At 44.2% G+C, this 14,814-nt stretch carries 11 protein-coding genes and 1 tRNA gene; 8 read left to right on the forward strand and 4 right to left on the reverse strand.

Annotation, left to right across the window (positions count from 1 at the left end; all coding sequences use genetic code 11):
- Positions 1–133: 133 nt before the first annotated feature.
- A tRNA-Asp gene (locus DUL71_RS32145) sits at positions 134–244 on the reverse strand.
- Between the two features lie 206 nt (positions 245–450).
- Between DUL71_RS32145 and DUL71_RS31045 the strand changes: the two genes are divergently transcribed.
- The 7 genes from DUL71_RS31045 to DUL71_RS31075 all read left to right on the forward strand — a co-directional run bounded on the left by DUL71_RS31045 (position 451) and on the right by DUL71_RS31075 (position 8,919).
- A complete protein-coding gene (locus DUL71_RS31045) occupies positions 451–927 on the forward strand; it encodes an Lrp/AsnC ligand binding domain-containing protein (protein WP_090532141.1) in 477 nt (158 codons plus the stop codon).
- Positions 928–1,067: 140 nt separating this feature from the next.
- Complete coding sequence (locus DUL71_RS31050; protein ID WP_114941703.1) at positions 1,068–1,748, forward strand: TonB family protein; 681 nt, start codon at positions 1,068–1,070, stop codon at positions 1,746–1,748.
- Positions 1,749–2,051: 303 nt separating this feature from the next.
- A complete protein-coding gene (locus DUL71_RS31055) occupies positions 2,052–2,534 on the forward strand; it encodes a hypothetical protein (RefSeq protein WP_114941704.1) in 483 nt (160 codons plus the stop codon).
- Positions 2,535–2,608: 74 nt separating this feature from the next.
- Entirely contained in the window at positions 2,609–3,004 is a 396-nt protein-coding gene (locus DUL71_RS31060) for a hypothetical protein (protein ID WP_114941705.1), read from the forward strand.
- A 165-nt stretch (positions 3,005–3,169) separates the two neighbouring features.
- Positions 3,170–4,567: a TolC family protein gene (locus tag DUL71_RS31065; RefSeq protein ID WP_114941728.1), complete on the forward strand. Its 1,398-nt coding sequence runs from the start codon at positions 3,170–3,172 to the stop codon at positions 4,565–4,567.
- A 13-nt stretch (positions 4,568–4,580) separates the two neighbouring features.
- On the forward strand, positions 4,581–7,826 hold the full coding sequence (locus DUL71_RS31070; protein WP_244228891.1) for an efflux RND transporter permease subunit: 3,246 nt from the start codon (positions 4,581–4,583) through the stop codon (positions 7,824–7,826).
- 4 nt (positions 7,827–7,830) lie between these two features.
- Positions 7,831–8,919 carry an efflux RND transporter periplasmic adaptor subunit gene (locus DUL71_RS31075; protein ID WP_114941729.1) on the forward strand — a complete coding sequence of 363 codons (1,089 nt, stop codon included), beginning with the start codon at positions 7,831–7,833 and terminating at the stop codon, positions 8,917–8,919.
- 189 nt (positions 8,920–9,108) lie between these two features.
- Here the strand turns inward: DUL71_RS31075 and abc-f are convergent, their stop codons facing one another.
- Positions 9,109–10,698 (reverse strand): ribosomal protection-like ABC-F family protein, encoded by a 1,590-nt coding sequence (abc-f, locus tag DUL71_RS31080; protein WP_114941707.1) that lies wholly within the window; start codon positions 10,696–10,698, stop codon positions 9,109–9,111.
- Between the two features lie 361 nt (positions 10,699–11,059).
- Positions 11,060–11,674: a DUF1349 domain-containing protein gene (locus DUL71_RS31085; RefSeq protein WP_114941708.1), complete on the reverse strand. Its 615-nt coding sequence runs from the start codon at positions 11,672–11,674 to the stop codon at positions 11,060–11,062.
- A gap of 101 nt (positions 11,675–11,775) precedes the next feature.
- Between DUL71_RS31085 and DUL71_RS31090 the strand changes: the two genes are divergently transcribed.
- On the forward strand, positions 11,776–12,396 hold the full coding sequence (locus DUL71_RS31090; protein ID WP_114941709.1) for a hypothetical protein: 621 nt from the start codon (positions 11,776–11,778) through the stop codon (positions 12,394–12,396).
- 51 nt (positions 12,397–12,447) lie between these two features.
- Here DUL71_RS31090 and DUL71_RS31095 read toward each other — a convergent pair whose 3' ends face one another.
- Positions 12,448–14,790: a glycoside hydrolase family 127 protein gene (locus DUL71_RS31095; protein WP_114941710.1), complete on the reverse strand. Its 2,343-nt coding sequence runs from the start codon at positions 14,788–14,790 to the stop codon at positions 12,448–12,450.
- Between the last annotated feature and the right edge of the window lie 24 nt (positions 14,791–14,814).

Genomic DNA, 14,814 nt, shown 5'->3' on the forward strand with positions numbered 1-14,814 from the left:
ATTTCTCCGCCACCGCGACAAGGAGGTGTGTCTGCCAAAAATTTCACCATCCTACAGTATTGTAAGTCTTAAGTCTTGAGTTCTTAGTCTTAAGACTTTCGGCTTTTGACTTTGAACTTAATACTTAAACTTGCTGTTGGGGAAGGATTCGAACCTTCACAGAGTGGTTAGCCCTTACGGGTTTCCCAAGATCTCCGCCACCGGGACAAGGAGGTGTGTCTGCCAAAAATTTCACCACCCAACATTGTTTTTTCTTTTAAAGAACATTAAGCATTTCCCTTTTGCTTGATNCCCAACATTGTTTTTTCTTTTAAAGAACATTAAGCATTTCCCTTTTGCTTGATACAAATTTAATAGGACTATCCATTTCTTGCAAATATTTCAACAAAAATATTTTATTTTTAATCGAATTTTAATTAAACTTGTATTTCAATATAGATATTCAAATTTATGTCCCACAGAAAAGCTCAAAATTTAGAAATTGATAATCTTGACATCCAGATTTTATCAATATTAATGAAGAATGCTACTACTCCTTACACCGAGATAGCAAAAGAGTTGATTGTTTCTGGCGGAACCATACACGTGCGGATGAAAAAGTTAGAGGAGATGGGTGTAATAAAAGGGGCCAGCCTTGAGGTAGATCCACAAAAATTAGGATACGATATCACAGCGTTCCTTGGCATCTACCTTGAAAAAGGATCACAGTATAATGAAGCGGTAAAGCAGTTAAAAACAATTAAAGAGATTGTTGAACTGCATTACACCACCGGCGAGTGGAGCATTTTTGCTAAAATAGTATGTCATGATACCACTCACCTGCGCGAAGTTTTGAACGAGCAGATTCAGGGTGTAAGAGGTATACAACGTACCGAAACCTTCATCTCGCTTGAAGAAAGTATAAGGAGGCAGATAACGCTGGAATAAATTTTTACTCAAATTATTGAAACGCCCATAGCCTGGTTTTTACCGGGCTATGGGCGTTTGTTTTTTATAAAAATGTCAAAAAATGGATTGTAAAACAGTCCGCCAAACATAATCCCCTTTTTATTGTCGATATTTATACTATGCTAAAAGCGCTGTACATCAATATCGCATTGCTCATTTTTGTGACAGGTAATGTACTTGCCCAGCAACCCACGTTTAAAGGCGGAGCACAGGCACTTGATAATTTCCTGAAAGCAAAGATCATTTATCCGGAATACTCCCGGCAAAACTGTATTTCGGGCACTATCCATGTTTCGTTTAAAGTTGATAAGGATGGTGTTGTGCATGACGCTAAAGTACAGGATGGCCCGGGTATCGACCTTGATGATGAAGCTTTAAGGGTTATTAAACTCAGCTCCGGGCAGTGGATTATCCCGGCAGGGTATAATTTGTCAACCAATATTATTCAGCCCATCCGTTTTGATCCTGATGCAGCACGCTGCGGACCTGCCGACATCCGCGATGTGCAAAGCGCCATTGCCAGCTACAAGGCACAGCAGGAACTGGAAAACGCGGTAACCAATTATTATAGCAACAAATACAAAGGCAAGGCCGATACTACTAAAGAGGCAATCATTATTAACCTTAAAAAACAGCTTGGTTATGATGATGATTTTATAACCGATGTACTAAGCCAGGCCAACGAAAAATTTAAACAAGGCGATAAAGAAGGCGCTTGCCGCGACTGGAACTTTATCCGCAATATAGGCAGCGATAAGGCTGATAATTTTATTAAAAAGTATTGTGCCCCTAACCCCTAAAGGGGAATGATTTTGCATCGTCTTTGCGTTACAAACGCAGGCCCATTTTAAGCACTCATTATAAATGAGCGTAAGAAGCTTTTTTGAGCGTAGAAAGTTATGTCATTGCGAGGAGGAACGACGAAGCAATCGCATGCTATACAGGGCCGCTTTGCTTCCGTGCGATTGCTTCGTGCTTCGCAATGACATGGTTTTAAATTGCACTCGTTTGCAACAGGCATGATTTTAAACAAGGTTTTTATCGCCCCAATACAAATGAGATTTTACACCTCCCTCCCATAAATTTCCTACCTTGCTGCGGTTATGAAAACCGAACCTGAACTTCGCAAAAAAATAAAAACCTGGGTGGTAGTATTTATTATAGGCCTGGTGTTAAGTGGTGTAACCGCCTTCCCTATCGAAACTGAATTAGCCTGGCTGTCAAATCACGCATCCGCATTTCCTGGATTTTTACAGGATTGGATAACCAAAGTATATCTCGCTGTAAAAGTCACCAATCAAAACTATCCGTACCTGGCTTATGGTACCGACTGGCTGGCGTTTGGCCATTTAGTTATCGCGATGGCGTTTGTTGGTCCGCTGAAAGATCCGGTTAAAAATATCTGGATCATACAGTTTGGCATGATAGCCTGTGTTATGGTATTTCCGCTGGCCTTTATTGCCGGGCCTATCCGGGGTATTCCTGTTTACTGGCGGTTTATTGATTGCTGTTTTGGTATTTTCGGGATCATGCCTTTATATATTGTTTACAGTGATATCAAAAAACTGGAAGCTATAACACGTTAAAACCGATTGCAACAATAGTGTTGCAAAACAAATTCACATTTTTTATCATTTTTGCATAGTATATAGTTAAAGAATTGAAAAAGAGCAAACTTGCATATTTAAAAGCGGCGCTGATTTTATCGGTAACGGCTATTTATTTGCTTATCTCTTGCTCTCATATCTTTTTTGTGCCGCGTTTAACACATTCGGCTATTAAACTGCCTCCCGGATATAACTCTATATTTAAGCGTAAAACCGAGAACTTACGCAGCAGCATGTCTGAAAGAAACTCTATCCAGCGGCCTGACAGATACACTTTTGAAGAAAAAAAATCAGCTGCCGACTGGCTCACAGCAGTTATAGGATCTTTCACTTTACTGTTTTTTGTATTACAGCTATGGAAGCTAAGTCCTAAACCCTATGTAAGGGCGCTTAGGTTGCTGATAGACCGCCAATACGTTTACCTCTCTCTTTGTAATTTCCGGATCTGATGTAATTAAGCAGTGGAAATCCCATCCACAGCTACATCCTGCTTATTCATTTTTTAATTAATTCATCCATCATTTACTGGTATCAGCCTGTAATGGGTTTGCTGGTTATTTATAATTAGCCTCTTATACCCGTAAATGTTGGTAAGCATTTTTCGGAATTTATATATGTTAATTTCAAAGAAAAGCTGCTGCCTATTGCTGGCCTTGTTTATAACTGCATGCAGTTATGCCCAGCAGCAGCAAAATAGTACTCCGGTTAGCTTAAAAACGTTGCTCAACAGCGTAAACCAAAACGCGCCAACGTTGCTAACCGATTCGGCAGCGATAGCCATAAAAAGGGCCATGGCTACCGAAACCCGCAATAGCTGGCTGCCCAACCTTAAATTAAATTACCAGGCCGACTATGGCACCAACAACAACGTTGCCGGTCCGTATTTTGGTTTTGGTATTATCCCCTCAAATTCGAGAGGTGTGCGGCCCGAAAGCAATACTACCACGGTATCGGCCAATGTAGGTGTTGCAGCGCTCGATTGGGAGATCTATAACTTTGGCGCTTACGGCGCGCAAAATAAAGTGGCCAACTCCGACATCCAGGTACAACAAAGCCAGTTTGCCGATTCAAAGTATCAGCTGCAGGCATACACCATTGGTAATTACCTGATGTTGTTAAGATTGGAAAACTTTCTTTCTATCCAGGCCCGCAATATCAGGCGAAACCAGGAGATCCGGCGTTCGGTGCAATCGCTTGCCAAAAGCGGTGTGCGTGCCGGTGTTGATACCAGTATAGCAGAGGCCGAACTATCAAAAGCCCGGTTAAACTATATTGAGCTCAATAATCAGCTAAAGCAGGTTCAGTTACAGCTATCGGCTATCAGCGGCTTGCCGTATCAATCCATTGTGCCTGATACTACTTTGGAACAGAGCCTCATCGGTACAGAAAATAGTTTGCAACCCTCAGAAGTTGATACTGCCAATCACCCGCTCATCAACTACTATAAATCTGTATACCAAAACAGTCTGCAACGTGAGGAACTGGTTAAGAAAAGCTATAATCCTAAAATAATGCTTGAAGGTGCTGTTTGGGGCCGTGGTTCAAGCGTTGATGCCAACGACCATTTTAACAGCCTGAGCAGCGGGTGGGGTTTCGACAGGAACAATTATCTGGTTGGTATAGGCGTTTCCTATAACCTGTTTGATATCCGCCGCCGTCAGTTAAAATTACGCACGCAACGGGCCAATACCGATTATACCCGGAAAAAGCTGGAAGAGCAAAAACAACTGCTTGCAGTGAGCGCCAACCAATCGAACGTTGAGCTACAAACCGCGCATGAACGATTGCTGGAGATCCCCCATCAGCTTAAAGCGGCGACAGATGGTTATCGCCAAAAACTGTCGTTGTACAAAAACGGCTTAACCGATATTATCGAACTCAATGCCGCGCTAAACATCCTTTATCGCGCCGAAACAGATTATGTACAGGCTAAATATGCTTACTCGAACGCGCTGTTCCAGAAAGCTATTACCGAAAACCAGGTAAGTTCTGTATTAAACCTTTTAAAATAATTTAGCTATGTCAATGGTCACATCCGCACTTAAAAGGCCCATCACAACGGTGGTGGTTACTTTGAGCCTGCTCATTTTCGCGGTGCTTAGTGCTATCAATATACCAATAGATATTTTCCCGAAATTAAATCTGCCCACCATTTATGTAATTGAATCATACGGGGGCATGTCGCCTCAGCAAATGGAGGGCTTCTTTTCTACCCGCTTGCAGGATCAGTTTCTGTATGTAAACGGCATCAAAAGCATCACCAGTAAAAACATCCAGGGCTTAACCATGGTGAAGCTGAGCTTTTACGAAAGTACCGATATGGCCGAAGCCCAGGCACAGGTAGCCTTACAGGTAAGCCGTGTAATGAGCTTTTTCCCTCCGGGGGCATTGCCGCCGCAGGTGGTAAGGTTTGATGCTTCCTCGTTGCCTGTAGGTCAGTTGGTGCTATCGGCCCCGAATCGTAGCCTGAAAGATATTTACGATATGGCTGCCACCAAGGTAAGGCCGATGTTTGCGACTGTGCCGGGCTTGTCTGCCCCGCCGCCGTTTGGCTCAAATGCCAGGTCAATCACCTTAAATGTTGATCCTAACAAACTCAGAAGTTATGGCCTTACCCCCGATGAGGTGGTGAGCGCATTGGCTAAGTTTAACGTGATGTCGCCGTCGGGTAACCTGAGGTTGGGTAACACTATGTTTGTAACAACGGTTAACACGCTGATTAACCAAACCGATGAGTTTGGCAACATACCTGTAGTAACCAAAAACGGCGTGCCCATTTTAGTAAAAGACGTTGCCCGTGTTGCCGATGCTACCGACGTTACGGTTGACTATGCCCTGATCAATGGCAAGCGCTCCGTTTATTTGCCGGTGGTAAAAACCGCCGATGCCAGTACCTGGAGCGTGGTGCAGGCCTTGAAAAAGAAGATCCCGGAAATTCAGGGCCTTTTGCCTGATGATGTTAAGATCTCGTACGAGTTTGATCAATCTATATTCGTAATAAACGCGGTAAAAAGCTTGTTAACCGAGGGTGGCTTAGGCGCTTTGCTTACTGGCCTGATGGTGTTACTGTTTTTGCGCGACTGGCGAAGCAGCTTGATTGTGGTGATCACCATCCCGGTATCTATCTTATTAGGCGTACTGTTGCTTGGCTTATTCGGTCAAACTATCAATATCATGACCCTGAGCGGACTGGCGCTTGCTATCGGTATCCTGGTAGATCAGGCTACGGTGACCATTGAGAATATTCACCAGCACCTGGAGATGGGCAAAAGCAAGGCGCAGGCAATTTTTGATGCCTGCCAAGAAATTTCGTTTCCGCTGCTACTCATCCTGCTTTGTATCCTGGCGGTGTTTGCACCATCATTTATGATGAACGGAGTGCCTAAGGCCATGTTCCTGCCACTGTCGTTATCCATCGGTTTAACCATGATTGTATCATACATCATAGCGCAAACGTTGGTGCCCATCATGTCCAACTGGCTCATTAAGGCCGAAACTTATCAGCATTATGAGCATGGCAAATTACACGCCCATGCGGGTGAAGCTATGGACAGACCCGAAGAAGGCCAGGTAAACCATCACCTGCGGCAGGAAGAACAACATCCCGAAAAGAATGACCTGTTTGAGCAGGTAAAAATGCGGTTCATGAACATCCTCAAAAAATGGATGCCCAATAAACGCATAATTGTACCTGTTTACCTTGTTGTGGTGCTGGCACTTGCCGGTATTTGCTTTGTTACCATTGGTAAGGATATGATGCCGAAACTTAACAACGGGCAGTTCCAGATCAGGATTAAAGAGCCGGATGGCACCAGGCTTGAACGTACCGAAGATGGGTTGAAACAGGTGCTACAGATCATCGATAGCACAGTAAACCATCATGTGGCTATTACATCCGGCTACGTGGGGATTGTGCCCAGCAGCTACGGAACCAGTAATCTTTACGTGTTTAACACCGGTACGCATGAAGCTGTATTGCAGGTTAACCTTGATGAAGATTATCACATCAATATGGATGAGCTTAAAGATGCCCTCCGTAAAAATATAGCATCAAGGATCCCCGATCTTCGCGTCACTTTTGAACCTATCGACATGACCGAGAAGATCATGAGCCAGGGGGCCTCTACTCCTATCGAAATAAGGGTGGCAGGCAAGGATATGGCGCAGATAGAGGGCTATGCGAATAAAGTGTTAGCTGGCCTTAAAAAGATAGACTATCTGCGGGACGTGCAGATCACCCAACCTTTAAAATTCCCGGTAGTGGCCATAACGCTTGACAGGCTGAAAGCCGCTCAGCTGGGACTGGATATTAAAGACGTTGCCCGTTCGGTTACGGCCAGTACCTCGTCAAGTCGTTTTACTGAGAAGAACCTTTGGCTCGATGATAAATCGGCCTATACCTACCAGGTGCAGGTTCAAATTTCGGAGTATGTGATGAATACCATGGATGAGCTGAAGGAGATTCCGCTGGTAAAAGGCCAGAGCACACCGGTGCTTGGCGATATCGCCAGCTTTAAGGTTAACTACGTTCCCGGCGAATATGACCGTACAGGTCCGCGCCGTTTTTTAACCGTAAGTGCCAATATTTATAAGAAGGATTTGGGTACAGCTACCGCTGCTGTACAAGAGGTAATTAAATCGGTTGGCGCGCCTCCTAAAGGTTTAATTGCAGAAGTTAAAGGGATGTCGAGCTTGCTGACAGAAACGCTTGACAGTTTGCAGAACGGTTTGATGTTTGCCATTTTGGTGATCTTCTTACTGTTGGCTGCCAATTACCAGTCGTTTAAATTATCGCTTACAGTATTATCAACAGTACCGGCGGTAATATTGGGTTCGTTAACGGCATTGCTGCTTACCGGGTCGACCCTTAACCTACAAAGTTATATGGGTATGATCATGTCTACAGGGGTATCGGTAGCAAATGCCATCCTGATTGTAACCAATGCCGAAACACTAAGACTCGATTACAGGGACTCCACAAGGGCTGCCATTACCAGTGCATCGATCAGGTTAAGGCCAATCCTCATGACCAGTTTGGCCATGATGGCCGGCATGGTCCCGATGGCATCGGGTATGGGTGAAGCCGGAGAACAAACCGCTCCGTTGGGCCGCGCAGTGATTGGCGGCTTGTTTGCCTCAACCCTGGCCGCGCTGTTTATACTGCCGCAGGTATTTGCCTGGGTTCAGCAAAAAACTACCTATGATTCTCCATCCCTGTTAAAGGATGTAAATGTTAACCAACCGCAACAACTTGAAACTTCCAATAGCTAATATCATGAAACTAAAATATATCATACTGCTAAGCAGTATCAGCCTGATGGCCGCATGTGCAGGCAATCAAAAACCGGTGGACCTTACAGAAAACAAAAAATCCACCCAAAAAGCAACTGAATACGAAACCGGCAAAGTATCTGAAAAGGCGCTGTCAAGCGAAGCGCGTCTGCCCGGCCAGTTAAAGCCCTATAACGAGGTAAACCTGTTCCCGAAAGTAAACGGCTTTGTAAAAACTGTTTTTGTTGACCGTGGTACACTGGTTAAAAAAGGACAGTTATTAGTCACTTTAGAAGCACCGGAAATGGAATCACAGCTACAGGCTGCCGACTCAAGGTATATGCAGGCCAAGGAAAATGCCGTTGCCAGCAAGGAAAAATATCAGCGCTTGAAGGAAGCCGCGAAAGAGCCCGGTTCCGTATCGCCGCTTGAATTGGATAACGCCTTGTCAAAAATGAAAGCTGATGATGCCATGGCCCGTTCAGAAAGCTCTATCGTAGCATCAGTACGTACCATGCAGGATTACCTGAATATTCGGGCCCCATTTGATGGCATGATCATTCAGCGTAACGTATCGCCGGGTGCTTTGGTAGCCCCAGGTAAAGGCACCGATCTGCCTATGCTTATCTTACAGGATACCCGTAAACTACGTTTGGAGGTTTATATCCCCGAGGATTATGTAGATAAAGTAGACCTGAAACAACAGGTGAAATTTACCTTTAACGCCATGCCCGGACAGGAACAAACCGCAAAGATCAGTCGCTCGGCCAATGCCCTCGGAAGTATGCGTTCCGAAGCTATTGAAATAGATGTGCAAAACCATCAGGGAATATTAAAACCAGGTATGTACGCCGAAGTAAAGATCCCGATGTTGTCGGGTGCAAAATCACTGTTGGTTCCCAATAATGCTATCATCCGTTCTACCGAGCGGGAATATGTGGTTGCCGTAAAAAATGGCAAAGCCGTTTTAACCGATATCAAGGAAGGGCTTACAAGGCATGACTCTACCGAGGTATTCGGTAATTTGAAAGCTAATGATACCATCCTTAAGAACGCCAGTGATGAGATTAAGGATGGCGCGGTGATTAATTAGAAAGTATAAGTAATTTCTAATAAAAAATGTCATTTCGAACGAACAGTGCGGGGCTGTGAGATCGGGTGAGGAGAAATCTTGTACACCATGCTTTTATAGCTATAGTTGCAGAGCCTGATGTATAAGATTTCTCTTTCGCCCCACCGCTTGAGCCGCCCCTGCTCTATCGAAATGACATTTTTCTATTTATTACCCTATCAAAACCTCCCGCTCCACATTTACCTGCTTTAAAAAATATTCATCGTGCGATACTACGATCAGCGTACCGCGATAATCATCAATGGCTGCAGTTAATATCTCGATGTTTTGAATGTCGAGGTTGTTAGTAGGCTCATCCAGGATGATCATATCAGGGGCCTGGTTGCCGATGGTTAGCGAGCAGAGCATCAATCGCATCTTTTCGCCGCCGCTAAGGGCGCTGCATGGTTTATCCCAATCCTCGCGGGTAAATAAAAAACGGTTGAGGCGGATTTTGATATCATGCTCCTGCAACGCGCCGGAGTTAAATTCTTCGGCTTGTTGGTAAACACTGAGTTTATTATTGATCATCGAATAATCCTGATCGATATAAATGGCCTTAACTTTTACCCGTTCCATCATGCCGGATTGTGGCTCCAGCTGGCCAAGCAGCATTTTTATGAGCGTAGTTTTGCCCGAGCCGTTTGCTCCCCTGATCACTAATCTTTCGCCACTGGTAATCTGAAAGCTGAGCGGCGGATTCCAGAGCGATTGCCCGTCATATCCAAAATCGAGATCCCTGGCGATTACCAACACTTTACCTTTATGAAGAGCGGAGTTATCAAAGTCCATCTTCATTTTATCGATATCGGGCAGGCGGTTACGCAGTTGGCTTAGTTCCTGTGCTATCGCCCCGGTTTTTTCTGCGTGTACACCCTGCATTTTTGATGTGCTTTTTTCGGCACTGTTTTTAAGGGTTTTCATCATGATGGTGGGCACACCTGCTTTTTCCTGCTTCTTTTTTCCCCGGGCATCCAGTTTCTGCTGCCGCTCCATAGATTCCCGCTCTGTTTCTTTGGCTTTACGGAGTGCTTTTTCCTTGCTTTTCACATCCTGGTTCAGGGCTTCGCTTTCAATATCTTTTTGTTCGGCATAAAAATCATAGTTGCCACCGTAAACAGTTATGCCGCGTTTGCTGAGTTCGCAAACGGTATTGATTAGATTGAGCAGGGTACGGTCGTGACTAACCACCAACAGCGTGTTATTTGTTGTTTGGATGTAGTTATAAAGCAACTCACGCGCGGCACTATCCAGGTGATTGCTTGGCTCGTCCAGTAAAACTATTTCCGGACGATGAATGGCTATACCTGCCAAAAATACCTTTGTTTTTTGCCCGCCACTAAGCGAACCCATTTTCTGCGCCAGATCAATATCGGTAAGCTGCCAATGAATAAACGCTTCGTTGCAGCGTTCTTCAATTGCCCAGTCATCATTGAGGATGGTCATGTTCTCGTCGGTTACATTACCTTCAAGGATCTGTTGCAGGGCGTGCAGCTTATCAGCTATTTGCAGTGCTTCGGCAACGGTAAGATCGTTATACTGACCGAAGATCTGCGGAACAAAGTAAGGCCGTGAATCAGTTTTAACCACGCCGGTGGCCGGTTTTAAATTTCCGGCCAATATTTTAAGCAGAGTTGATTTTCCGGTGCCGTTGTTGCCTATCAGGGCAATTTTATCATGTTTGTTAACTACGAGATCAATACCGGCAAATAAAAGATCACGGTTAGGGTGTATATAGGTAATATCGTGAAGAATAAGCATAATTTCTTTCTTGAAAAAGGTGAATAATTACAGCGGGGCGTTGTGGCAACGACACTGGTTTATTTGTCCTGAAAGAAATTATTTATCACATAGAGGGAGTGGTTGGTTACCGGGCAAAGGTAGCATTTTATATCAAATTTAGTTTCCTTGATTACGAAAATCAATTAGATAGCTGATAGGAGGCTCCGCTGGAGCCGTTTTTTACTATGTGCTTTATTGCTACAAACATGGTACTCCTATGGAGTTTATTTGAATTTTACAACTCCGTAGGAGTACCATGTTTATAGTCCCAATACATAACGGTAAAAAGGCTCCATAGGAGCCTCCTGCTTAAAAAGAATAAAACATCTTGTTTTTTAAACTACTTCGTTATCTTATCCACTTTAAAATCTTCAAATTTAACATCGAAGCTTTGTTTGCCGGGGGCTGCTGCAACCATGCCTATCATCGCTTTTACATTTGGAGGGAAATAAGCCAGGCGGAGCATGTCATATTTTTCGCCATCAAAGGAATATTTGATCTCCACAAAATCGCCTTTGCGTAACAACTTCAGCCAAACAGATTTAGGACTATCATGCCTTGGCACTACCGACCAGTCTGATACTTCGCGGGTAACTACCGCGCTTACGTTTTGAACGCCGTCAACATATTCTATCCCGGTTTTTATCCAGTTTTTGTTATCTATCCGCACCATTAAGCCGGCCTGATGAAACAGCTCCTTGTAGGCACCGGTAATTTTTACGCTTGCCTCAAAATCACCTTCCTGTTCGGTAAAATAAAAAGGTCCGTTATCCCTGATAAAGCCGTAATGCGTTACCCGCCAGTAGTCGGTTGCCGGGTCAACGGTCATATGCAGCGTACTGCCTTCTATTGACGATTTTTGAGGTTTACTGTACCACTGCATACTGTTTAAGTTTTGTGCGAAACCAAATTTGCTGAGCAGGACAAATAAGGTTAAAAAGGTTAGTTTTTTCATGGCGGTAAATTTATGATAATAAAAAAAGAAGCCTGCTTGGGTAGTATTATCTTTTGTGATTTAAAATTTGATAAGCCTCCAAACCCGGTTATCTTTATAGTATGAATGAAACCACAAAGTGGGGGATTATTACAGCGATAACTCTCCTCTTTTTTACCTGCCTTATCCCTGTAAATATTTTCGCTTCGGCTATTTACCTTATTGTAATTGTTGGGGCCGTTGCCATCACATTTGTTTCGGTAAAACTACTGGTAAGTATTTTTCTTAAAGATCTTACCAAGGCGGCAAAAAACGATGAAGGCCTTGACGAAGGCGCGCGCAGAGAAGCCATGGCCAAAGCATACAACCCATCTGGCTGTGTCATATTGCCGGTAATATTAGTCCTTTTTTGGGGTGCCGTAGCCCTGCTGATCTGGCGCGAGGTTGAAATGGAAAAGAATGAAATTCATAACTACGGCCAATTAACTGAAGCGAATATTATCGACGGAAGTTCTATCAGCAGCAGGAAATTTGATTTCAGCAAAATTGTGCTTGGCTTTAAAAAGATAGATGGCGATTCGGCCTTTGTAAACCATTCCATTACAGCAAAGCAATTTGAAAACTTTTATAAAGGAGAGCCGATCGTTATTATCTATTCTACCCGGTATCCATCTATCATGGAGGTGATAAACACCAAGGCCGAATTAGACGAATACCTGAAGGATCATCCTGTAAAAAAATAGGAAACGGGTTGCCGGGCAACCCGTTTCGTTTATGCTATCCGAAAATCAATGTTATTTCACCTTTAACAGCCTGCATCCGAATATCCCTCCCGCTGTTTTACCCGGTAAGGCCTGAAATTTTATAACGATGCTTTGCTTACCAGCAAGCAAAGCTTCCGGTATTGTATAGTTTACTGAATAAAGTTCAGGAGCGGTTTTTTTGACCAGTTTTTCTGTAGCTATCTTTTGCCCGTCTACCAGGATTTCAAACTCCCGGCCTTCGCCATCCGCGCCAAAATATCGGCATTGAAGCTGCGTATTTGCTGCTCCTTTGGTATCCAGCTCAAAAGAAAACCAGCCACCATCTGTAGCATCGCGCCAATGGGTTCCGTCAATTTCGCCTGTGTTGGTATGTTCGCCTTTAAAGTTATGATCGCGTTCTGGTTGCATTTCGCCTACGCGTATCAGGTCGAGTGTATTGGCGGCAAGTTCGTCTTCGGCTTTGCGTTCGGCATCAAATTGCCGCTGTTTTAACTTCCATTCGTCGTTATTGAAAAAGTCCCAGTAAACAGCCTGTTTCTGATCATAAACTCTGTAAAGTGGCTCAAGCATTACCTGTTTGCCCTGGTTACTGGCATAAAATACGGTTGGTTTGTTAGCAACAGGCTTAATCCATTGGTTTAAATCTGGATCGGAGGCCACAAATACCGGGATGTCGCGTTTTTTAATATCCGCTTTGCCCAACTGCCCCGCCAAAACCAGCGGTCCGTACAGGAAAGCTTTCATGTTAGCGTTATCGGGCATGCTTTCGGTGTAAAGGCTCATCGGGTAAACGAGTTTAACTTTGTCCCCTTTCTGCCACGTGCGGTTAACGGTAATATAACTCCCCGGCTTGACAGTTACGGCAACAGCTTTCCCATTAACAGATAATTGTACGCCGTTAACCGCCCATTTAGGATAACGGATGTGCAGCGGCATTTGCTGGTTCCGGGCCGATTGCGTAAGGGTAAAGTTAATGGTTCCGCTTTCGGGATAACTGGTTTCCATGGTCCATAGCATCCCCTTCTCTTTCCAGTTTAAGGTAGATGGGATAAAGAGGTTAAGGTATAAGCCTCCGCTATTGTCTTTATCATAAATATCCATACCATACTTACTGTGATTTTCCATCCCGGTACCGGTGCAGCACCAAAATGAATCATCTGGCGTACCAAACTGTTTTTGCGTACCTGATGCCAGTGTCAGGTAATACAACACCATCCCATTTTCGGGGTTTTGCGAAGCCAGGATATGGTTATAAAGCACGCGCTCATAATAATCCATATAAACAGCTTTCGGATCAAGGCCAAACAAATGATCGGTAAGCTTCAGCATGTTGTAGCTGTTACAGGTTTCTGTAGTTGTAGAGCTTAAATGAACTGATAAATAGTCGGGCTTATCACTAAAACGTTCATGATCACTGTTGCCGCCTATAACGTAGCTATAATGATGTACTACAGTATTCCAAAAGAAATTGGATATGGTATGGTCGGCAGGGTTACCGGTGAGTTCATATTGGCGGGCGCAGCCAATTACTTTAGGGATCTGGGTATTGGCATGAAGGCCTGCCAGATCATCCTGCTGTTGCGCCAGCGGATCAAGAATGCGTTTATGGTGAAAACGATATGATAGATCAAGGTATTTTTTATCGCCGGTGATGGCATAAACGTTAGCCAGCGCTTCATTCATACCGCCGTGCTCACATTCCAGCATCAATTGAAATTGGGCTTCCGTTAAGTTTTTAAACTTGGTGTCTATCCAGTCGCAAAATTTTATTGCTACCTGTTTAGCCTGCTGATTGCCTGTATATAAATAGGAATCAACCAAGCCTGCCAATATTTTATGTTCGGTGTACCATGGCACCCAGGCACCATTAAGGTCAAAGCCCGGCGAACGGATATCCCCCGCGGCTATCTCGTCAAAAAGTTTATCTTCACCGGGTATAGCGCCTACGTATCCTGTTTTACGTACCCTTTGGCACTCTGCAAGCTCGGTAACTATATAGTCAGTTTTTTGTTTAAACCTTACATCGCCGGTGGCCGCATACATCATGGAGCAAGCTGACAGATAGTGCCCCAGTGAATGACCGGATACGCCCCTCGACTCCCATCCGCCATAAATCTCGCCTTTGGGTTTTAGTCCGGCATTTTCCCTGAAACGGTGTAAAAAACGATCGGGCTCAAGGCTAAGCAGCCATTCCCCATCCTTCTCCATGGCATGTTTAAAGGGGCCATCAAGTAGCCGCACATCACTCAAATTAAACTGGCTTACCTGTTTGGCAACTTTATCTTTTACCATATAACCTGTTTGTGCCGATGCCGTGTTGGACATTAAGCCACATAACATGATTGACGTTATAGCCTGATATATTTTTCTCATGGTTTTATTACTTAGCCGGATTGC

It is taken from the genome of Mucilaginibacter endophyticus (assembly GCF_003351025.1).
GTDB classification, from domain to species: Bacteria; Bacteroidota; Bacteroidia; order Sphingobacteriales; family Sphingobacteriaceae; genus Mucilaginibacter; species Mucilaginibacter endophyticus.